This is a genomic window from Shinella sp. (genome assembly GCF_035998705.1).
Classification (GTDB): Bacteria; Pseudomonadota; Alphaproteobacteria; order Rhizobiales; family Rhizobiaceae; genus Shinella.
On the sequence record NZ_DASYHH010000009.1, the window covers coordinates 201,218 to 221,057 of the forward strand.

At 62.5% G+C, this 19,840-nt stretch carries 16 protein-coding genes; 8 read left to right on the forward strand and 8 right to left on the reverse strand.

The genetic code is table 11. The features are described 5' to 3' along the window. Window positions 1-9: 9 nt before the first annotated feature. Genes VGN93_RS07720 through VGN93_RS07730 form a run of 3 tightly spaced genes read left to right on the forward strand, consistent with a single transcriptional unit; the run spans window position 10 to window position 4,498 of the window. A complete protein-coding gene (locus VGN93_RS07720) occupies window positions 10-318 on the forward strand; it encodes a succinate dehydrogenase assembly factor 2 (protein WP_327506985.1) in 309 nt (102 codons plus the stop codon). After that, entirely contained in the window at window positions 315-3,830 is a 3,516-nt protein-coding gene (gene mfd, locus VGN93_RS07725) for a transcription-repair coupling factor (RefSeq protein ID WP_327506986.1), read from the forward strand. Before VGN93_RS07720 ends, mfd begins: the two co-directional genes overlap by 4 nt. A 32-nt stretch (window positions 3,831-3,862) precedes the next feature. Next, window positions 3,863-4,498 (forward strand): glutathione S-transferase family protein, encoded by a 636-nt coding sequence (locus VGN93_RS07730; RefSeq protein WP_327506987.1) that lies wholly within the window; start codon window positions 3,863-3,865, stop codon window positions 4,496-4,498. Between the two features lie 7 nt (window positions 4,499-4,505). On the opposite strand, the gene VGN93_RS07735 is transcribed toward VGN93_RS07730, so the two are convergent. Then, the gene (locus VGN93_RS07735; protein ID WP_327506988.1) at window positions 4,506-5,177 is read right to left on the reverse strand and encodes a DsbA family oxidoreductase; all 672 of its coding nucleotides are present in this window, start codon (window positions 5,175-5,177) and stop codon (window positions 4,506-4,508) included. A 102-nt stretch (window positions 5,178-5,279) separates the two neighbouring features. After that, entirely contained in the window at window positions 5,280-7,076 is a 1,797-nt protein-coding gene (locus tag VGN93_RS07740) for an extracellular solute-binding protein (protein ID WP_327507009.1), read from the reverse strand. 290 nt (window positions 7,077-7,366) lie between these two features. Between VGN93_RS07740 and VGN93_RS07745 the strand changes: the two genes are divergently transcribed. Then, a complete protein-coding gene (locus VGN93_RS07745) occupies window positions 7,367-7,993 on the forward strand; it encodes an invasion associated locus B family protein (RefSeq protein WP_319318698.1) in 627 nt (208 codons plus the stop codon). 76 nt (window positions 7,994-8,069) lie between these two features. Here VGN93_RS07745 and hspQ read toward each other — a convergent pair whose 3' ends face one another. Beyond that, window positions 8,070-8,402 carry a heat shock protein HspQ gene (gene hspQ / locus VGN93_RS07750; RefSeq protein WP_256115932.1) on the reverse strand — a complete coding sequence of 111 codons (333 nt, stop codon included), beginning with the start codon at window positions 8,400-8,402 and terminating at the stop codon, window positions 8,070-8,072. Between the two features lie 154 nt (window positions 8,403-8,556). Between hspQ and VGN93_RS07755 the strand changes: the two genes are divergently transcribed. After that, on the forward strand, window positions 8,557-9,585 hold the full coding sequence (locus tag VGN93_RS07755) for a hypothetical protein (RefSeq protein WP_327506989.1): 1,029 nt from the start codon (window positions 8,557-8,559) through the stop codon (window positions 9,583-9,585). 44 nt (window positions 9,586-9,629) lie between these two features. Further along, a complete protein-coding gene (locus VGN93_RS07760; protein ID WP_327506990.1) occupies window positions 9,630-10,664 on the forward strand; it encodes a TAXI family TRAP transporter solute-binding subunit in 1,035 nt (344 codons plus the stop codon). 93 nt (window positions 10,665-10,757) lie between these two features. Here the strand turns inward: VGN93_RS07760 and glnA are convergent, their stop codons facing one another. After that, complete coding sequence (glnA, locus tag VGN93_RS07765; protein ID WP_327506991.1) at window positions 10,758-12,167, reverse strand: type I glutamate--ammonia ligase; 1,410 nt, start codon at window positions 12,165-12,167, stop codon at window positions 10,758-10,760. 60 nt (window positions 12,168-12,227) lie between these two features. Further along, entirely contained in the window at window positions 12,228-12,566 is a 339-nt protein-coding gene (locus VGN93_RS07770; protein ID WP_003508042.1) for a P-II family nitrogen regulator, read from the reverse strand. 362 nt (window positions 12,567-12,928) lie between these two features. Here VGN93_RS07770 and VGN93_RS07775 point away from each other — a divergent pair, with 362 nt between their 5' ends. Further along, window positions 12,929-14,416, forward strand: coding sequence for an NAD(P)H-hydrate dehydratase (locus VGN93_RS07775; RefSeq protein ID WP_327506992.1), 1,488 nt, complete (start codon window positions 12,929-12,931; stop codon window positions 14,414-14,416). A gap of 89 nt (window positions 14,417-14,505) precedes the next feature. Here VGN93_RS07775 and VGN93_RS07780 read toward each other — a convergent pair whose 3' ends face one another. From VGN93_RS07780 to uvrA, 3 genes are read right to left on the reverse strand one after another with little or no spacing between them, the layout of a single operon-like run. Next, window positions 14,506-15,309 (reverse strand): DUF72 domain-containing protein, encoded by an 804-nt coding sequence (locus tag VGN93_RS07780; RefSeq protein WP_327506993.1) that lies wholly within the window; start codon window positions 15,307-15,309, stop codon window positions 14,506-14,508. Then, complete coding sequence (locus tag VGN93_RS07785; RefSeq protein WP_327506994.1) at window positions 15,306-16,031, reverse strand: HNH endonuclease; 726 nt, start codon at window positions 16,029-16,031, stop codon at window positions 15,306-15,308. The genes VGN93_RS07780 and VGN93_RS07785 overlap by 4 nt, the downstream gene beginning before the upstream one ends. 30 nt (window positions 16,032-16,061) lie before the next feature. Continuing rightward, window positions 16,062-18,980: an excinuclease ABC subunit UvrA gene (gene uvrA / locus VGN93_RS07790; protein ID WP_327506995.1), complete on the reverse strand. Its 2,919-nt coding sequence runs from the start codon at window positions 18,978-18,980 to the stop codon at window positions 16,062-16,064. Window positions 18,981-19,268: 288 nt separating this feature from the next. Between uvrA and VGN93_RS07795 the strand changes: the two genes are divergently transcribed. Continuing rightward, window positions 19,269-19,790, forward strand: coding sequence for a single-stranded DNA-binding protein (locus VGN93_RS07795; protein ID WP_327506996.1), 522 nt, complete (start codon window positions 19,269-19,271; stop codon window positions 19,788-19,790). Window positions 19,791-19,840 lie beyond the last annotated feature (50 nt).

Genomic DNA, 19,840 nt, shown 5'->3' on the forward strand with positions numbered 1-19,840 from the left:
AGGACGATCATGACGGGAACGACACGCTCGAGCGCCGAGATCGACCCGCGCCGCAAGCGCATCCTGTTCCGCTGCTGGCACCGCGGCATCCGCGAGATGGACCTGGTGCTCGGCAGCTTCGCCGATGCCGAGATCGAGACGCTCGACGAGGCCGAGCTCGACGAGCTGGAGCGCATCATGGCCGAGGAGGACAACGACCTCGTAAAGTGGGTGACCGGCGAAAAGCCGGTGCCGGAGGCGTTTCGCGACGGCCTCTTTCCCCGCATCGCAGCCTATCGCCCCGATTTTTCGCCGCTCTTCAAAGACGACCGCGCATGATCCCCGGTTTTTCCCCAGAACGCATCGCGGCGGCCGGCCGTCCGCTGACGATCGGCGCCGTGCCATCGGGCATCGAGCCTTTGATCCTGGCCGACCTCGCCCGCAAGACCGGTCCCATCGCCTTCGTGTTGTCGGACGGCCAGCGCATTTCCGATCTAGAACAGATGCTCGGCTTCGTCGCGCCCGACATTCCGGTGCTGACGCTGCCCGGCTGGGACTGTCTGCCCTATGACCGCGTCTCGCCGAGCGCCGAAGTGTCCGCGCGAAGACTGTCGGCGCTGTCGGCGCTGATCGCCCACCAGAAGAAGCCGCATCCGGCGATCGTGCTCGTCACGGTCAATGCCATGCTGCAGAAGACGGCGCCGCGCGACGTCATCGAAAGCCTCGCCTTTTCGGCAAAGCCCGGCAACCAGATCCGCATGGACGACATCGCCGCCCGGCTGGAGCGCAACGGTTTCGATCGTGTCGCGACCGTGCGTGAGGTCGGCGAATATGCCGTGCGCGGCGGCATTCTCGATGTCTTCGTGCCCGGCAGCGGCGAACCGCTGCGCCTCGATTTCTTCGGCGATACGCTGGAAAGCATCCGCTCCTTCGATCCGGCCAGCCAGCGCACGACCGGCCAGGCGCGCAGCCTCAGCCTCAACCCGATGAGCGAGGTGTCGCTGACGCCGGAGACGATTTCCCGCTTCCGCACGCAATATCTCGCTTCCTTCGGCGCGGCGACGCGCGACGACGTGCTCTACCAGGCCATCTCCGAAGGTCGGCGCTATCCCGGCATGGAACACTGGCTGGCGCTGTTCTACGACGGGCTGGAGACGGCCTTCGACTACCTGCAAGGGTTTCGCATCGTCACCGACCATACGGTGCGGGAATCGGCCGTCGAGCGCGCGCGCCTGGTGCGCGATTATTACGATGCGCGCATGGCATCCGCGACGCCCGGCAAGGGGCAGGTGGCGCAGGCGACGCCCTACAAGCCCGTGCCGCCGGGCCAGCTTTATCTCGACGGCGAGCGCTTCGCGCAGGAACTCGACGCGCGCAACGCCATCCGCCTGTCGCCCTTCAACGAACACGAGGGCGAGGCGCGCCACGTCGTGAGCATCGAGGCGCGGCCGGGCATGCGCTGGGCGCGGCCATCGGGCAGCGAGGATGCGGACGGCGCCCGCGTCAACGTCTTCGACCAGGCGACGAAGCACATCGCCGACAAGCGGGCGGCGGGCGCCAAGGTGCTGGTGACGGGCTGGTCGGAAGGTTCGCTCGACCGCCTGTTGCAGGTGCTTTCCGAACACGGCCTCGGCAATGTCGTGCCGGTCGAGAAATTCGGCGATCTCGGCAAGCTGAAGCCGGGCGAGGCGGGGTCTGCGGTTCTCAGCCTCGAAAGCGGCTTCGAGACCGGCGACATCGTCGTCATCGGCGAGCAGGACATTCTCGGCGATCGCATGGTGCGGCGCTCGAAGCGGCGCAAGCGCGGCGCGGATTTCATCACCGAGGTTGCCGGCCTCGACGAAGGTTCGATCGTCGTGCATGCCGAACACGGCATCGGCCGTTTCGTCGGCCTGCGCACCATCGAGGCGGCCGGCGCGCCGCATGCATGCCTCGAACTGGTCTATGCCGACGAGGCAAAGCTCTTCCTGCCGGTCGAAAACATCGACCTGCTTTCGCGCTACGGCGGCGAGGGCAGCGACGCGATGCTCGACAAGCTCGGCGGCGTCGCCTGGCAGGCGCGCAAGGCCAAGCTGAAAAAACGCCTGCTCGACATGGCGAACGGCCTCATCCAGATCGCCGCCGCGCGCCTTGTGCGCCACGCGCCGGTGCTGGCCGCCCCCGATGGCATCTACGACGAATTCGCCGCCCGCTTCCCCTATGACGAGACCGACGACCAGGCGACCGCCATCGATTCCGTGCGCGAGGATCTCGGCGCCGGCCGGCCGATGGATCGCCTCATCTGCGGCGATGTCGGTTTCGGCAAGACGGAGGTGGCGCTGCGCGCCGCCTTCATCGCGGCGATGAACGGCGTGCAGGTCGCCGTCGTCGTGCCGACCACGCTGCTGTCCCGCCAGCACTTCAAGACGTTTTCGGAGCGTTTCCGCGGCCTGCCGATCCGCGTGCAACAGGCTTCCCGCCTTGTCGGCTCGAAGGAACTGGCGCTGACGAAGAAGGAACTGACCGAGGGCAAGACGGATATCGTCGTCGGCACGCATGCGCTGCTCGGCAGTTCCATCAAGTTTGCTAATCTCGGCCTGCTGATCATCGACGAGGAGCAGCATTTCGGCGTGAAGCACAAGGAGCGGCTGAAGGAGCTGAAAAGCGACGTGCATGTGCTGACGCTTTCGGCGACGCCGATCCCGCGCACGCTTCAACTCGCCATGACGGGCGTGCGCGAACTCTCGCTCATCACCACGCCGCCGGTCGACCGCATGGCCGTGCGCACCTTCATCTCGCCCTTCGACCCGCTGGTCATCCGCGAGACGCTGATGCGCGAGCACTATCGCGGCGGCCAGAGTTTTTACGTCTGCCCACGCTTGAGTGACCTCTCGGAAATCCACGACTTCCTCCGCCAGGATGTGCCCGAGCTGAAGGTTGCCGTTGCACACGGCCAGATGCCGGCGACGGAACTCGAAGACATCATGAACGCCTTCTACGAGGGCCGCTACGACGTGCTGCTGTCGACGACCATCGTCGAATCCGGCCTCGACGTGCCGACGGCGAACACGATGATCATCCACCGCGCCGACATGTTCGGCCTTGCCCAGCTCTACCAGCTGCGCGGCCGCGTCGGCCGGTCGAAGGTGCGCGCCTTCGCGCTGCTGACGCTGCCGGTCAACCGCACACTGACCGGCATGGCGGAACGCCGTCTCAAGGTGCTGCAATCGCTGGATACGCTCGGCGCCGGCTTCCAGCTTGCGAGCCACGACCTCGACATCCGCGGTGCCGGCAACCTGCTCGGTGAGGAACAGTCCGGCCATATCAAGGAGGTCGGCTTCGAACTCTACCAGCAGATGCTGGAAGAGGCGGTCGCCGAAATCAAGGGCGACGAGGAAGTGGCAGACAGCGGCTGGTCGCCGCAGATTTCCGTCGGCACGCCGGTCATGATCCCGGACGATTACGTGCCGGATCTGCACCTGCGCCTCGGCCTCTACCGCCGCCTCGGCGAGATCACCGAACTCGGCGATATCGACGCCTTCGGCGCCGAACTGATCGACCGCTTCGGTCCCCTCCCGATCGAGGTGCAGCACCTGCTGAAGATCGTCTACATCAAGTCGCTCTGCCGCACGGCCAATGTCGAAAAGCTCGAAGCGGGCCCGAAGGGCGTCGTCGTGCAGTTCCGCAACAAGCAGTTCCCGAACCCGGCGGCCCTGGTCGGCTACATCGCGAAGCAGGGCACGCTGGCAAAAATCCGGCCCGACCACAGCGTCTTCCTCGCCCGCGATTACCCGACGCCGGAAAAGCGCCTGACGGGCGCGGCGCAGGTGATGACGCAGCTTGCGGGGCTGGCGAAACAGGGAGCGCCCTGACCGGGAGAGGTATGCGCACAAAGGAGGAGAAATTGTCGGTTTCGAATTCGTCTGTCACCGTGTACGGCGCAGCCTATAGCGTCTATGTCCGGATCGTCCGGATCGCGCTTGGCGAAAAGGGCGTGTCCTACACGCTTGTGCCGGTCGACGTTTTCGCTGACGACGGCTTGCCGCCGGACTATCTTTCACGCCAGCCGTTTGGCCGCATTCCCGCCTTCGAACATGACGGGTTTTGTCTTTACGAGACAAGTGCGATCACCCGTTACATAGATGAGGCCTTTTCGGGGCCGTCACTTCAGCCACCGACTTTGCATCAGCGGGCGCGGATGAACCAGATCATTGCGATGCTGGATAACTACGGCTATGTGCCTATGGTTTGGGACGTTTATGTGCAGCGCCTGGAACGCGAGGCTGTGGACGAAGCTCGCATCGTCGCCGGGCTGGCCAAGGCGCGTATATTTATGAAGGCGCTCTCGACGCTGATCGGTACAAACCACTTTCTGGCCGGCGGAGAATTTTCGCTCGCCGACTGCCATTTCGCGCCAATGTTGGACCTTTTCGCCAAAGCGCCAGACGGCGCCGACCTGCTCTGTGAATTCGCGACTGTCCATGATTGGTGGGAGCGGGTCAAAAGCCGCCCTTCGATCTTCGCGGCAACGACGGCGTAGGCGGCTTTCAGGTCTTCGCGGCTGCTTCCTGCGCCTTCATCTTCGCGATCTCGCGGAAGGCGTTGGCCAGGACGTCGGGGGACTGGGCGCCCATCACGGCATATTTGTTGTCGATGATGAAGCAGGGCACGCCCGTGACGCCCATGTCGCGGGCCATGCCGATCTCTTGCTTGACGGAATCGACGTCGGCGCCGGCGGAGAAAAGCGCGGTCACCACGGCGCGGTCCATGCCGGAGGCTTCGGCGACATCGAGCAGCACGGCGTGGTCGCCGACATTGCGGCCTTCCTCGAAATAGGCCTTGAAGAGCGCCACCGCCACGCGCTCCTGCACCGCCGGACCTTCGATCATCGCCCAGCGCAGCAGGCGATGGGCGTCGAGCGTGTTCGGACTGATTTTCACCGCCGGGAAATCGAAGTCGATGCCGGCCGCATGGCCGAGGTCGGTCAGCATCTGGTGTGCGCGGTCGACGGCGTCGATCCCGCCGAGCTTTTCGGCGAGGTGTTTCTTGTGGTCGACGCCCTCCGGCGGCAGGTCCGGATTGAGCTGGTAGGGACGGAACGTCACCGCGACGGCAAGCTCGTCCTTGACGGTCTCGATCGCTTGTTCGAGCCGCTTCTTGCCGAGGTAGCACCAGGGGCAGACGACGTCAGAGACGACATCGATCGTGATCGCTTCCATCCGGGTTTCCTTTCGAGCGCACTGTTACAGCCGAGATAAGCTGACCCGCCGCGGCTTTCAACGGGTTACTTCAAGGTAACCCGAATTCTGGGGATGCCCTCTTTATTGTACCCGCTCATCCCACCATGCGGGGAGCTGGAAGCCCCAGAGCGGCGTCATCTCCGGTCGGCCGATCTGCTTGTTGCGCGCGATCCATTGCTCGCTCAGGTGATAGAGCGGCACGACATAATTGCCGGAAAGCAGCATTCTGTCCTGGAGGCGAACGGCGGAGCGGAAATCCTCCGCCGTGCGTGCCGACAGAATGGCCGTCATGACACGGTCCAAGTCGGGATCGGCCACGCCCGCGAAACTCTCGCTGCCTTCGGTGTCGCGCGCCTGCGATCCCCAGCGCCGCACCTGTTCGAGCCCCGGCGACAGGGAGGACAGGAAGGCCTTCATGATGACATCGTAGTCGAAGGTCTGGCTGCGGCTCTGATATTGCGAATCGTCGACGGTCCTGAGGCTGACCTGAATGCCGAGGGCGGCGAGGAAACGCTGATAGACGAGGGCAAGCTTCTCCTGGTCGGCGTTCTGCGTCATGATTTCAAAGGTCAGCGGCTTGCCGGACGCATCGACCATGCGACCGCCCTTGATGGAATAGCCGGCCTTTTCGAAATGGTTCATCGCTTCGCGCAGCACCTTGCGGTCGCGGCCCGAGCCGTCGGTCACCGGCAGGCGGTGCGTGCCGGCGAGGACGTCGGGATCGATGCGGCTCACGGCGTCGCCGATGATCTCGCGTTCGCGCGCATCGATCGGCGTGTTGATCGATGACAGGTCGGTATTCTGCCAAAAGCTTTCCGTCCGCGTATAGGCGTTTTCAAAGAGCGTGCGGTTGACCCACTCGAAATCGAAGGAATACAGCAGCGCCTTGCGCAATTCCGCATTCTGGAAAACCGGCCTTCGCGTGTTGAAGACGAAGCCGAACATGACCGACGGCAGTTTCGATTTCACGGCGTCCTTGATGACCGTACCGGACTGGACCGCAGGAAAATCGTAGCCGCGCGCCCATTTCGTCGGGTTGCCTTCCTGGTAGACGTCGATCACGCCTTTCTTGAAGGCCTCGAACAGCGAATTGTCCTGCAGGAAATATTCCACGGAGATTTCGTCGTAATTGTCGAAGCCGACCTTGGAGGGGATGTCTTTGCCCCAGTAGTTCGGATCGCGCTCGTAGACGATGCGCTCCCCGGGTTTTACGGCCTTGACCTTGTAGGGGCCGGAGCCGAGCGGCAAGGCGAGCGACGACCGGTCGAACGTCTCCACATCGATCGCGTGCTTCGGCAGGATCGGCGAGAAGGCGATCAGCAGCGGTGCCTCGCGGTCGCCCTTGTCGTTGAAGGTGAAGCGGACGCTGCGCTCGCCGGTTTTTTCCAGCTTTTCCACGGTGTTCAGGCGGATGCTGAAGGGGGCACGGCCCTTGTCGCGCAGGAGTTCGAAGGTGAAGATCACGTCCTCGGGGGTTACGGGCTTGCCATCCGCCCAGCGCGCCTTCGGGTTGAGGTGGAATTCGATGAAACTGCGGTCTTCGTCCCATTCCACGCTTTCCGCCAGCAGGCCATACATGGTGAAGGCTTCGTCGCGCGAGCGCACCATCAGCGATTCGTAGACGAGATTGCCGAATTCCGGATCCCACATGCCGCGCGCCGTCGTGCGCATGCTCTTGAGGATGAAGGGGTTGAGGCTGTCGAAGGTGCCGACGACGCCATAGGAGATGCGACCGCCCTTCTTCACATCCGGATTGACATAGCTGAAATGTTTGTAGTCCGCCGGAAGGGCCGGCTCGCCGTGCATGGCGATCCCGTGCAGGGGGGCGGCATGGCCTTGGGGGGCGATGAGGCCGAGCAGCGAGACGGCAATGGCCATCAGGAGTGGTCGCAAGGGTTTCTCCTCGTGGGACGCGAATGATTCTCCCCATTATACGCCTGCAAAAGGGGACGGCAGCGTGGCGGGTGTGGTAAATCGAAAGCAGGCGGAATTTTAGCAAGAAAAGCTGGATATCCGGCGCGGCCCATTGTAACAGGGTTCCCCGAAGCGGGTCATGCAAATGCCTCAATTCGCCGACAGGAGAGCGCACGGCTGACCAAAACGCCCGAGAGGGGCCCAAGAGGGGCGCTGTCGCTCCGGCACTGGATTTTCAGGAGACCGAAATCGTTATGATCTTCACATCGCACCTCATCAAGCGGACCGTGCTTTCCGCCTTCGCTGCTTCCGTTGCCATGGCGGCCGTGCCGTCCGCATCGCTTGCGCAGCAGCAGGCCCTGCCGCCGAAGGGCTGGTTCAAGGTCTGCACCAAGCAGGAAGACAACGATGTCTGCATCGTGCAGAACCTGCTGACGGCCAATAGCGGCCAGCTCATCACGGCCGTCGGCCTCATTACGGTCGCCGGCAAGACCAACCGCAAGATCATGCAGGTCTCCGTGCCGAGCGCCCGCCTGGTGATCCCGGGCGTCCAGATGCAGATCGACGGCGGCAAGGGCCTGAAGCTCGACTACGCCATCTGCATGCCCGACAAGTGCGTCGCCGAAGTGCCGCTGACGGACCAGATGATCGCCAGCCTCAAGAAGGGCGGCGAACTGGTCCTGACCTCGGTCAACTTCCAGCGCGCGCCGAACCCGATCAAAATCTCGCTTGAAGGCTTCACCGGCGTGTTCGACGGCGAGCCGATCGAACAGTCGCAGCTCGAAGAGCGCCAGCGCCTGCTGCAGGAAGAAATGCAGAAGAAGGCCGAGGAAGCCCGCAAGAAGCTCGAAGACGCCCAGAAGGCTGCCAAGAGCCAGTAAGCGTTTCGCTTCGGACGACACAAAAAACCCGGCCATCGGCCGGGTTTTTTATTGCTTTGATGCTGGTCGCGAGCGGCTAATGAAAGATGCCGCTCTCCTCTTTCCAGCGATAATGCCCCTGTTCCACATCCATCAGCGCGCGAACCTGCGGGTGGCGGATGGGCTTGCCGCTCTCGTCCGGCACGAGGTTCTGCTCGGAGACATAGGCGACGTATTCCGTATCCTCGTTCTCTGCGAACAGGTGGTAGAAGGGCTGATCCCGCGACGGGCGGATTTCAGCCGGAATGGCATTCCACCACTCTTCGGTGTTGGCGAATTCAGGGTCGACATCGAAGATCACGCCACGGAAGGGGAAGACCCGGTGGCGGACGATATCGCCGATAGCAAATTTTGCGTTACGCATCTTCATGGCGTACCTACCTTTCCTCCCATATTTGGGTAATTACGCCAAAACATCAATAGTTAGACCTCGTCATACGTCCTTCATGCAGAGGCTTGCGGCGCTTGCGCCTCCAGCCGTTTCAGCGTACCTCGAAAGTCAACGTCTCAGGCGGTCGGATGGCATGAACAATCAATGGGGCAGGAGCGGTGGCGGAACGGGGGCAGGCGGCGGCGGCATAGGCGGCATCCTGTTCGCCTCGGTGGTGAGCCTGGCATTGGGCGCGGCCGGCGGCTACGGCGCGTTCCGGATGATGGACGGCGCCGTTCCCACGAATGAAATCGAACAGCGCGACCAGCGCATTGCCACCCTCGCCAAGGAGCTCGACGCGCGTGTCGCACAGGTCGAGGAAAACAGCCAGAAGGCGCAGGCGCTCGCCGAGGAGAATGGCGGCCTGAAGCGCCAGATCGAGGCGCTGCGCAACGATTCCGGCACGTCCGATGCCGCCGCGGCACTGGCCGAAAATGTGCGGCTGAACCAGCAGGTGCCCGAACTCAAGAGCCAGCTGGAACTGGCCTCGCAACTCGTCGCCGACGCCGAGGCGCTGAAGAAGCGGGCGGAGGAAGCGGTCCGCGATCGCGACCGCCAGCTCTCGCTGCGCAGGGACGATATCGCCCGGCTGGAAAAGGCGCTGGCCGAGGCCCGCAGCCAGCAGCAGAGCACGACGCAAAGCGCCGAAGCGGAACGCCGGGAGGCCGAAGCGGCGCTCCGCCGTGAACTCGAGGAGGCGCAGCGCGCCAAGGATACGATCCAGACGACGGACCTGCCGGCGCTGCGCGACGAGATTGCCCGCAAGGACAAGGAGATCGCCGCGCTGAAGGCCGGCAACGCCGCTCTGACGTCACGGGTCAGCGCGCTCGAGAGCGCCGCACGCTCGGTTGCCGTTCCGGGCAAGCCGGACGACGGTGGCGACAAGCCGGTGCTCGACAACAAGAAGCCGGCACAGGTCCGCAATCCGCGCAGCGCCGTGCTGGTCTCGCTCGCGATCGACAACACGCCCGGCCTCGACCGCCTGAGCAGCACGCAGCGCGAACAGCTCGAACAGACGCTGGTCTCCGGCGAATGCGTGACCAAGGCGCTCGACAGCGCGTTGAAGCGCGTGCCGGTGCTGGCACTGCGCAACCTGATGCGTGATCTCGACAGCGACTGCTAATTCATGCGGCGGGTCAGCCGCCGGATTTTGGAAGGAGATTTTCGATGAAGCGATCCGTTCTGGCGGCAGCCCTCGGTCTTGCGCTTTTCGTGGGCGGGGCCTCGGCACAGGAATTCGAGCGCAACATCATGACCGGCGGTGCGCAGGGCACCTATATCAAGGTCGGCCGCGACATCGCAGCCCTCGGCGCCGAATGCGGCCTGAAGCTCAACGTCGTGGAAAGCGCCGGCTCGCTGGAAAATTTCGTCGGCGTGCGCAACCGCCGCAACACGCAGTTCGGCATCGTGCAGAGCGACGTGCTGGAATACCTGAAGACCTTCGAGGCGAACGACCCGGAGGTGCAGAAGGCGGTGAAGGGCGTACGCATCATGTTCCCGCTCTATAACGAAGAAATCCACGTGCTCGCCCGCAAGGACATCGGCAGCATGAAGGATCTTGCCGGCCGGAAGGTCGCCGTCGGCAAGAAGGATTCCGGCACCTTCCTGACCGCGACGCTGATCATGGACATCCTGCAGGTGAAGGCCGGCCAGCGCATGGACATCAACCCGGAGGAGGCGCTGCCGAAGCTGCTCTCCGGCGAAATCGACGCCTTCTTCTACGTGGCGGGCGCGCCCGCATCGCTGTTCTCCGGCAACGCGATCGACAAGGCGAAATTCCACCTCGTGCCGATCACCGAGGCGCCGTTGCTTGCGACCTACACGCCGTCGCGCATCGAGGCCGGCACCTACGCCTTCCAGGACCAGCCGGTCGATCTCATCGCGGTCAAGGCCGTGATGATGACCTACGACTACGACACCAAGCGCAACGCCTATCATCGCGACAGCTGCAAGACGGTGGCGGATTTCTCCAACCTGATCGTCTCCGGGCTCGACAAGCTGAAGACGACGGGCCATCCCAAATGGAAGACGGTGGACCTGACGGCGCTGCCGCCGGGCTGGCAGGTCGGCGTCTGCGTCAAGGCCGGCATGGCGCTCGACTACAAACCCGCCTGCAAGGCGGGTGCCGCGACCTCCGCCAGCGGTGGCGACGACAGCAACGAGGAATATCTCAACCTGCTCAAGCAGCGGCTCCAGCCCTAATTCTTCGACGGCGCGGCAACAAAAAACCCGGCCACTTGGCCGGGTTTTTCATTTGAAACCCTCCCGTCCGAAGACGGGAGGAACCTTTGCCGATCAGGCGGAGTAGTACATGTCGAATTCGACCGGGTGCGGCGTCATTTCGTAACGCATCACTTCGACCATCTTCAGCTCGATGTAGGAATCGATCTGGTCGTCGTCGAACACGCCGCCGGCGGTCAGGAACTTGCGATCCTTGTCGAGGCTTTCCAGCGCTTCACGCAAGCTACCGCAGACCGTCGGGATCTTCTTCAGTTCCTTCGGCGGCAGGTCGTACAGATCCTTGTCCATGGCCTTGCCGGGATGGATCTTGTTCTTGATGCCGTCGAGGCCGGCCATCAGCATGGAGGCGAAGCCGAGATACGGGTTGCCGAGCGGGTCGGGGAAGCGGATTTCGACGCGCTTGGACTTCGGACCCGTGCCGAACGGAATGCGGCACGAAGCCGAGCGGTTGCGGGCCGAGTAGGCGAGCAGAACCGGAGCCTCATAACCCGGGACGAGACGCTTGTAGGAGTTCGTCGTCGGGTTGGTGAAGGCGTTGATCGACTTGGCGTGCTTGATGATGCCGCCGATGAAGTAGAGGCACGATTCCGACAGGCCGGCATATTCGTCGCCGGCGAACTGCGGCTTGGAGTCCTTCCAGATCGACAGGTGGACGTGCATGCCCGAGCCGTTGTCGCCGAAGATCGGCTTCGGCATGAAGGTTGCCGTCTTGCCATAGGCATTGGCGACCTGGTGCACGACGTATTTGTAGATCTGCACCTTGTCGGCGCTGCGAACCAGCGTGTCGAACTTGACGCCGAGTTCGTGCTGGGCAGCGGCCACTTCATGGTGCTGCTTTTCGACGGTGACGCCCATCTCGGTGAGCACCGTCAGCATTTCGGAACGCATGTCCTGGCAGGAATCGACCGGGGGAACCGGGAAGTAGCCGCCCTTGACGCGCGGACGATGGCCGAGGTTGCCGGTCTCGTAGTCGGTGTCGTCGTTGGACGGCAGTTCCGACGAGTCGAGCTTGAAGCCCGTATTGTACGGGTCGGCCTTGTACTTGACGTCGTCGAAGACGAAGAATTCCGGTTCCGGGCCGGCATAGACGGTGTCGCCGATGCCCGAGGCCTTGAGGTAGGCTTCCGCCTTCTTGGCCGTGCCGCGCGGGTCGCGGTTATAGGATTCGCCCGAGACCGGGTCGAGAATGTCGCACATGATGACCATGGTGGACTGCGCGAAGAACGGGTCCATGTGAACCGTTGCCGTATCGGGCATCAGCACCATGTCGGACTCGTTGATCGCCTTCCAGCCGCCGATCGAGGAGCCGTCGAACATGACGCCATCGGCGAACATGTCTTCATCGACGACGCCGACGTCCATCGTGACGTGATGCATCTTACCCTTGGGATCGGTAAAGCGCAGGTCGACGAACTTTACGTCGTTTTCCTTGATTTGCTTGAGGATATCATTGGCAGTCGTCATTTTTTATAGTCCCTGTGTGTGATGACGAGGTGGAAGCCTTGGCCGAACGGCAAGGCGGGATTAGATAGCGTCGACGCCGGTCTCGCCGGTGCGGATGCGGATGACTTCTTCGATGTTGGAAACAAAGATCTTGCCATCGCCGATGCGGCCGGTCTGGGCTGCGTTGCGGATGGCCTCGATGACGGCCTCCGCATTCTCGTCGGCCAGAACGACCTCGACCTTCACCTTGGGCAGAAAGTCGACAACGTATTCGGCACCACGGTAGAGTTCCGTGTGCCCTTTTTGGCGTCCAAAACCTTTCGCCTCGGTGACGGTGATGCCCTGCAGGCCAACTTCCTGAAGGGCTTCCTTCACCTCATCGAGCTTGAAAGGCTTGATGATCGCTTCGATCTTTTTCATGAGAAAATGTCTCTCCGCTTTCCCGTTTGCGCAGGATCGCGCCTGCTGATCACTTCAAATGCACGTAGCATGCCAACTTGATGCGAAATTCCTGCCGGATCGGATGAAATCCGTTTCTTTCGTCATCCCGCTCGTCCTCACGCCGGGATGATGCGGCTTTCCGGGCAAAAGTTCTAGCGAATTCTGCCTAAAATTTGTCACTTTCTCCACCCGTTGGCCCGCGTGAGCGGCATGCGTCGTCCTCTTGTCGCGCGAAGCTGCAAATTTGAGCATATCGAATATGCAGATGATTAAAAAATGGGCGTTATGCCGGACGTTGAGCGGGCTTGTCTCGCTTGCGTCTTTGCGGGCATGGTAAAGGCATGCACCGGGAAATCGACACGCTCATCATCACGCCCGCCGATATGGGCCAAATCGACCAGGCGGCGGCCGCCTCGGGCCTCGCGAGCTACGGCCTGATGGAGCGGGCGGGGCAGGCCGTCGCGGCAACGGCACTTCGCCGTTTCCCCGGCGCCCTGCGGTTTGCCGTGCTCTGCGGCCCGGGCAACAATGGCGGCGACGGTTACGTCGCCGCGCGCGCCTTACAGGAAGCGGGTGCTTCGGTCGTGGCCCACGCCCTTGGCGAGACCGCAGCGCTGAAAGGTGACGCGAAACTGGCCTTCGAGGCTTTTGACGGCGAGGTTGCGCCGCTTGCGACCTATGCGCCCCGGCCGGGTGACGTGGTCATCGACGCCCTGTTCGGCGCGGGCCTATCGCGCGATGTGCCGGACGAGGTCGCGAAAACCATCGAGGCGGTGCGCAAGACCGTGCTTCCCGTGCTGGCGGTGGACCTGCCATCCGGTGTCGACGGCCGGACCGGGCAGGTGAAGGGCACGGCCTTCGAGGCTACCGCCACCATCACCTTCATGTGCCGCAAACCCGGCCACCTGCTCCTGCCCGGCAAAACCCTGGCCGGCGCGGTGGAAGTCTTCGACATCGGCATTCCCGTCCGCATCCTTGCCCGGCATGCCCATCATCTGCGCGTGAACACGCCCGCGATCTGGCGCGTCGCGCTGCCGGTACAGACGGACGCCACCCATAAATATGTCCGCGGGCACCTCGCCGTCTTCTCCGGCCCGGCGACGGCAACAGGCGCGGCACGCCTCTCCGCCATGGCGGGCATCCGCGCCGGCGCGGGCCTCGTCACGCTGCTCTCGCCGCGCGACGCGCTGCCGGCCAATGCCGCGCACCTCACGGCGGTGATGCTGAAGGCCATCGACAACGAGGCCGATCTCGCCGCGCTGCTGCAAGACGAGCGCCTGAAAACCTTCGTGCTCGGCCCCGGCTTCGGCGATGCCGGGAAGATAAGAGCCTACGCAAAACTGCTTGCGGCGCGAGATCGCCACCTCGTGCTGGACGCCGACGGCATCAGCGCCTTCCGCGATGAACCGGATGTCCTCTTCGCGCTTTTCGCCGCCGGCCGCACGAGGCTCGTGCTGACGCCGCATGACGGCGAATTCGCCCGGCTCTTCCCGGACCTCGCCGCGGACAAGGCCCTCTCGAAGATCGAACGCGCCCAGAAAGCGGCGCGCCGCAGCAACGGCGTCATCATCCTCAAAGGCGCCGACACGGTGATCGCCGCGCCGGACGGCCGCGCCCTCGTCAACGAAAACGCGCCGCCATGGTTGGCGACTGCGGGCTCCGGCGATGTGCTCGCCGGCATGGTCGGTGCGCACCTGACCCAGGGCATGCCCGCCTTCGAAGCCGCCGCCAGCGCCGTCTGGCGCCACGGCGAAGCGGGGCGCATCGCAGGCGAGGGGCTGACCGCAGAAGACCTGCCGGGCGCCATTCCGCCGTGGCCGGTGGCATGACGGTTTTGGTGTGGTCGAGAAGACTCGAACTTAAGAGATGGCGTTGAGCGCCGCCCATCACCGCGTCCAGCAAAGAATACCGCTAAATATCAGCCGACTAGCTTCTGTAGTTCACGCGCGCCGTTCGGCGCGTTTACCTTACCGGAGGTAATGAAGAAGGCGAAGACGTCGCGGGCTTTCTTGGCGGGCTTGGTGTCGGGGTCGATCTTCGGCAGGTCACCCGGTTCGCCGCCGGCGGCCCAATCCTTCAGCCGCGCCGCCCATTCGTCGAGCGCCTTTGGCGGATAGCAGGTCTTGATGTCGTCCGACCCCTTTTGCAGGCGCGCATAGACGAAATCGGCCGTGACATCGGCGATCTCCGGATAGTCCTCGTGCTGCGCATAGACGATCGCCGTCTTGTATTTGCGGGCAAGTGCGGCGAATTCCGGCACCAGGAACGTGTCGTTGCGCACTTCCAAGGCATGTTTCAGCGTGAGGCCGTCCAGCTTTTCCGGCAGGAGTTTCAAGAACCCCTCGAAATCCTCGGGCTCGAATTTCTTGGTCGGCGGGAACTGCCAGAGGATCGGACCGAGATGCTCGCCGAGTTCGGTGAGCCCCTGTGTCAGGAATTTCTCGACCGACTCTCCGCCGTCAGCCAAAACCTTGCGGTTGGTCGTGAAGCGGCTTGCCTTCAGCGAAAAGATGAAACCATCCGGCACTTCGGAGGCCCATTTGGCAAAAGTCTCCGGCTTCTGCGAGCCGTAATAGGTGCCGTTGACCTCGATTGCCGTCAATTCGCGGCTGGCGAATTCGAGCTGCCGCTTCTTCGTCAGCTTTTCCGGATAGAAGGTTCCCTCCCACGGATCGAAGGTCCAGCCGCCGATGCCGGTGCGAATGGTGCCTTTTTCGATCATAATTCGCGCTCCAATTCAGCAGTCACCATAATTCTTCTAAACTGCCGAACTCCTTCTGCATGCTTCTTTGCGCGTGCTTTTATGTCCGGCTTTAAATTCTCAGGAACTGTGTATGCGAACAAGCCAGGATCGTAATGGGGATCCAAGCCGTTGTGGCATGTATTACATAGGGTAATCAGATTTTTTTCATCAGTGATACCACCTTTGGACCATGGTCGAATGTGGTGAACATGTAGCTCAAGGTCGAGGTGATTATCGGGATTTCTACCACAAATCCTGCATTTCCTACCGTCGCGCTTTAAAATTTTCATGCGTAATTTTGGTGTCGGCATTCTTTTAAACGCGGAAATATCAAAAAGGCTAGTTCCCGCAAATCCCACATACCCATCAGGAATAGATATCATCGGTTTAAGGAAATCTCGAAAAGCATCCTCAAATAATGCTGGTTCGATAAGGGCATTTCCGCCGGAGAGCATAAAATTAAGCATCTGCCGTTCGGATCGAACTACACAAAACGGTTGGCTTATATCATGCCAAACTTTGGCAACTCGAGCAAACGCGAGGCTAGCCTCACGAATTTCGCGAGGTGGTATGTCATTTGTGAAGCCTACCCAGTGTGACTGGGTTGCCCAGACAATCCTATCTCCCTCGCCGAGTAGAGTAAGTGCATAAAACTCCTCCTCCTCACTAGAGAATTGAGCATAAAAGTCGCATTTCTCCATATTTCATTCCATAGCAAATCGGTGAATAGGTCACTCCGCCGCCACCTTCTTCATCGGCCGGCGCTCCAGCAGTTCCTTCAGGAAGTGGCCGGTATAGGAGCGCTTCACCTTGACGATATCCTCCGGCGTGCCTTCCGCGATGACCTCGCCGCCGCCGTCGCCGCCTTCGGGGCCGAAGTCGATGACCCAGTCGGCGGTCTTGATGACTTCCAGATTGTGCTCGATGACCACGACCGAATTGCCCTGGTTGACCAGTTCGTGCAGCACTTCCAGGAGCTTTGCCACGTCATGGAAGTGCAGGCCGGTGGTCGGCTCGTCGAGAATGTAGAGCGTGCGGCCGGTCGAACGCTTGGAGAGCTCCTTGGCGAGCTTGACGCGCTGCGCCTCGCCGCCGGACAGCGTGTTGGCCTGCTGGCCGACCTTGATATAGCCGAGGCCGACCTGGTTCAGCGTGACGAGCTTGTCGCGCACCGCGGGCACGGCTGCGAAGAATTCGACGCCTTCCTCCACCGTCATGTCCAGCACGTCGGCGATCGACTTGCCCTTGAAGGTGACGTCGAGCGTCTCGCGGTTGTAGCGCTTGCCGTGGCAGACGTCGCAGGTGACGTAGACGTCCGGCAGGAAGTGCATCTCGATCTTGATGACGCCGTCGCCCTGGCAGGCTTCGCAGCGCCCGCCCTTGACGTTGAAGGAGAAGCGGCCCGGCTGGTAGCCGCGCGCCTTCGCCTCCGGCAGGCCGGAAAACCAGTCGCGGATCGGCGTGAAGGCGCCGGTATAGGTGGCGGGGTTGGAGCGCGGCGTGCGGCCGATCGGCGACTGGTCGATATCGATGACCTTGTCGATGAATTCGAAACCGTCGATGCGCTCGTGTTCGGCCGGGATTTCGCGCGCGCCCATGATGCGGCGCGCGGCCGACTTGTAGAGCGTCTCGATCAGGAAGGTCGACTTGCCGCCGCCGGACACGCCGGTGACCGCGGTGAAGACGCCGAGCGGAATGGCAGCAGTGACATTCTTCAGGTTGTTGGCTTTCGCGCCGACGACCTTGATTTCCTTTTTCTTCTTCGGCTTGCGGCGTTCGCCCGGAATGGCAACCGAAAGCTCGCCGGAGAGATATTTGCCGGTGAGCGAAGCGGGGTTGGCGATCACCTCTCCGGGCGTGCCCTGGGCAATCACCTCGCCGCCATGGATGCCGGCGGCGGGGCCGATATCGACGACATAGTCCGCCGTCAGAATCGCGTCCTCGTCATGTTCGACGACGATGACCGTGTTGCCGATGTCGCGCAGATGCCGCAGCGTATCGAGCAGGCGAGCATTGTCGCGCTGGTGCAGGCCGATCGAGGGCTCGTCCAGCACGTAGAGCACGCCCGTCAGGCCCGAGCCGATCTGCGAGGCGAGCCGGATGCGCTGGCTCTCGCCGCCGGACAACGTGCCGGAATTGCGCGAGAGCGAGAGATATTCGAGGCCGACATCGTTGAGGAAGCGCAGGCGCTCGCGGATCTCCTTCAGGATGCGCACCGCGATTTCGTTCTGCTTGGTGTTCAGTTTTTCCGGCAGCACATCGAACCAGTCGCGTGCGACGCGGATCGACATCTGCGTCACCTCGCCGATATGCAGCTTGTTGATCTTGACCGCCAGCGCCTCGGGCTTCAGGCGAAAACCGTTGCAGGCCGGGCAGGGGGCGGCGGACATGTAGCGCTCGATCTCTTCGCGCGACCAGGCGGAATCCGTTTCCTTCCAGCGGCGTTCGAGGTTCGGCACGATGCCTTCGAAGGTCTTCACCGTCTTGTAGGAACGCGCCCCGTCCTTGTAGTTGAACTCGATCTTCTCCTTCGTGCCGTTGAGGATGGCGTCCTGCGCCTCCTCCGACAGTTCCGACCAGCGGTTGGAGAGCTTGAAGCCATAAGCGGCGCCGAGCGCTTCCAGCGTCTGGTTGTAATAGGGCGAGGAGGATTTCGCCCAGGGGGCCACGGCGCCGTCGCGCAGCGTGCGCTCCGTTTCCGGCACGATGAGGTCCGGGTCGATCTTCTGCTGGCTGCCGAGGCCGTCGCAGGTCGGGCAGGCGCCGAAAGGGTTGTTGAACGAGAAGAGCCGCGGCTCGATTTCCGAGATGGTGAAGCCGGAAACCGGGCAGGCGAACTTTTCGGAAAACAGCACGCGCTCATGCGTCTCGTTCAACGACTTGTTGGCCGAGCCGCCGGCAGAGGTCTCTTCGGCGGGCAGCGGCTTGTCGGCGAATTCCGCGATCGCCAGCCCGTCGGCGAGCTTCAGGCTGGTTTCGAGACTGTCCGCCAGGCGCGCGGCGAGGTCCGGCCGCACGACGACGCGGTCGACCACCACGTCGATATCGTGTTTGTACTTCTTGTCGAGCGCCGGCACGTCGGCGATCTCATGGAACTGGCCATCGACCTTGACGCGCTGAAAGCCCTTCTTCATCAGCTCGGCGAGTTCCTTCTTGTACTCGCCCTTGCGGCCACGCACGATGGGCGCCAGGATGTAGAGGCGTGTGCCTTCGCCGAATTCCAGCACCCGGTCGACCATCTGGCTGACGGTCTGGCTCTCGATCGGCAGGCCCGTCGCCGGCGAATAGGGAACGCCGACGCGCGCAAACAGGAGGCGCATGTAGTCGTAGATCTCGGTGACCGTGCCGACGGTCGAACGCGGGTTCTTCGACGTCGTCTTCTGCTCGATGGAGATGGCCGGCGAAAGCCCGTCGATCTGGTCGACATCCGGCTTCTGCATCATCTCCAGGAACTGGCGCGCATAGGCCGAGAGGCTCTCGACGTAACGGCGCTGGCCCTCGGCATAGATCGTGTCGAAGGCGAGAGACGACTTTCCCGAGCCCGAAAGCCCGGTCATGACGATCAGCTTGTTGCGGGGCAGGTCGAGATCGATGCCCTTGAGATTGTGTTCGCGTGCGCCGCGGATGGAAATTGTCTTGAGTTCGCTCATGGTATCCAGCGTCAGAAGTCGTTGCGCGTCCTAAAATAGGGGGTGGCCCCTATGTAGGGATAGGTTTGGGCCTGTCCATGCGCCGTCAGGAAATTCCGTGCCCGTTTCCGATTCGGTTGACAAGAGTGTAGGGAATTATTAGAACAAAAAAAGAACAAAATTTGCAATTGATCTGTGGATTACCTCTTATGCGGGGCGGCGCTGGCGGACGGCAGCCGATAAGATGCCGCATTCATGGTGTGAAATGATGACGGGCCGAGGCCCGGAGCGACAACGGGAAAGACGGGTATGGCTGGAAGCGTCAACAAGGTGATCTTGATCGGCAATGTCGGGGCGGACCCGGAAATCCGGCGCACGCAGGACGGTCGGCCGATCGCCAACCTGCGCATCGCCACGTCCGAGACCTGGCGCGACCGCAACAACGGCGAACGCCGCGAGAAGACGGAATGGCACAATGTCGTCGTCTTCAACGAGGGCCTGTGCAAGGTCGTCGAACAATATGTGAAGAAGGGCGCCAAGCTCTATATCGAGGGCGCGCTGCAGACCCGCAAATGGCAGGACCAGACCGGCAACGACCGTTATTCGACGGAAGTCGTGCTGCAGGGCTTCAATTCGACGCTGACCATGCTGGACGGCCGTGGCGAAGGCGGCGGCGCAAGCCGTGGTGGCGATTTTGGCGGCGGTGCGCCGAGCTATGACGACTACGGCTCGCGCCCGGCTTCGGGCGGCGCCAGCGGCGGAAGCAGCAGTGCCGGCCGTTCGAGCGGCACGCCGCTTTCGCGCGACATGGATGACGACATCCCGTTCTGAGAACGCTGACTGTTCGAAGAACACCGGGCAATTGATGACGGCGGCTTTGG

What these genes read in the sequence shown, in the direction of transcription:
- VGN93_RS07740 (WP_327507009.1), bottom strand. Translation starts at nt 7,076, where the DNA reads ATGGCCATTGCCGTCTCGCTGCTCGGCCTCATCGCCCCCCAAGGCCAT.
- VGN93_RS07745 (WP_319318698.1), top strand. Translation starts at nt 7,367, where the DNA reads ATGATCTTCACATCGCACCTCATCAAGCGGACCGTGCTTTCCGCCTTC.
- mfd (WP_327506986.1), top strand. Translation starts at nt 315, where the DNA reads ATGATCCCCGGTTTTTCCCCAGAACGCATCGCGGCGGCCGGCCGTCCG.
- VGN93_RS07720 (WP_327506985.1), top strand. Translation starts at nt 10, where the DNA reads ATGACGGGAACGACACGCTCGAGCGCCGAGATCGACCCGCGCCGCAAG.
- uvrA (WP_327506995.1), bottom strand. Translation starts at nt 18,980, where the DNA reads ATGAGCGAACTCAAGACAATTTCCATCCGCGGCGCACGCGAACACAAT.
- VGN93_RS07735 (WP_327506988.1), bottom strand. Translation starts at nt 5,177, where the DNA reads ATGGAAGCGATCACGATCGATGTCGTCTCTGACGTCGTCTGCCCCTGG.
- VGN93_RS07775 (WP_327506992.1), top strand. Translation starts at nt 12,929, where the DNA reads ATGCACCGGGAAATCGACACGCTCATCATCACGCCCGCCGATATGGGC.
- VGN93_RS07795 (WP_327506996.1), top strand. Translation starts at nt 19,269, where the DNA reads ATGGCTGGAAGCGTCAACAAGGTGATCTTGATCGGCAATGTCGGGGCG.
- VGN93_RS07770 (WP_003508042.1), bottom strand. Translation starts at nt 12,566, where the DNA reads ATGAAAAAGATCGAAGCGATCATCAAGCCTTTCAAGCTCGATGAGGTG.
- glnA (WP_327506991.1), bottom strand. Translation starts at nt 12,167, where the DNA reads ATGACGACTGCCAATGATATCCTCAAGCAAATCAAGGAAAACGACGTA.
- VGN93_RS07760 (WP_327506990.1), top strand. Translation starts at nt 9,630, where the DNA reads ATGAAGCGATCCGTTCTGGCGGCAGCCCTCGGTCTTGCGCTTTTCGTG.
- VGN93_RS07780 (WP_327506993.1), bottom strand. Translation starts at nt 15,309, where the DNA reads ATGATCGAAAAAGGCACCATTCGCACCGGCATCGGCGGCTGGACCTTC.
- hspQ (WP_256115932.1), bottom strand. Translation starts at nt 8,402, where the DNA reads ATGAAGATGCGTAACGCAAAATTTGCTATCGGCGATATCGTCCGCCAC.
- VGN93_RS07785 (WP_327506994.1), bottom strand. Translation starts at nt 16,031, where the DNA reads ATGGAGAAATGCGACTTTTATGCTCAATTCTCTAGTGAGGAGGAGGAG.
- VGN93_RS07755 (WP_327506989.1), top strand. Translation starts at nt 8,557, where the DNA reads ATGAACAATCAATGGGGCAGGAGCGGTGGCGGAACGGGGGCAGGCGGC.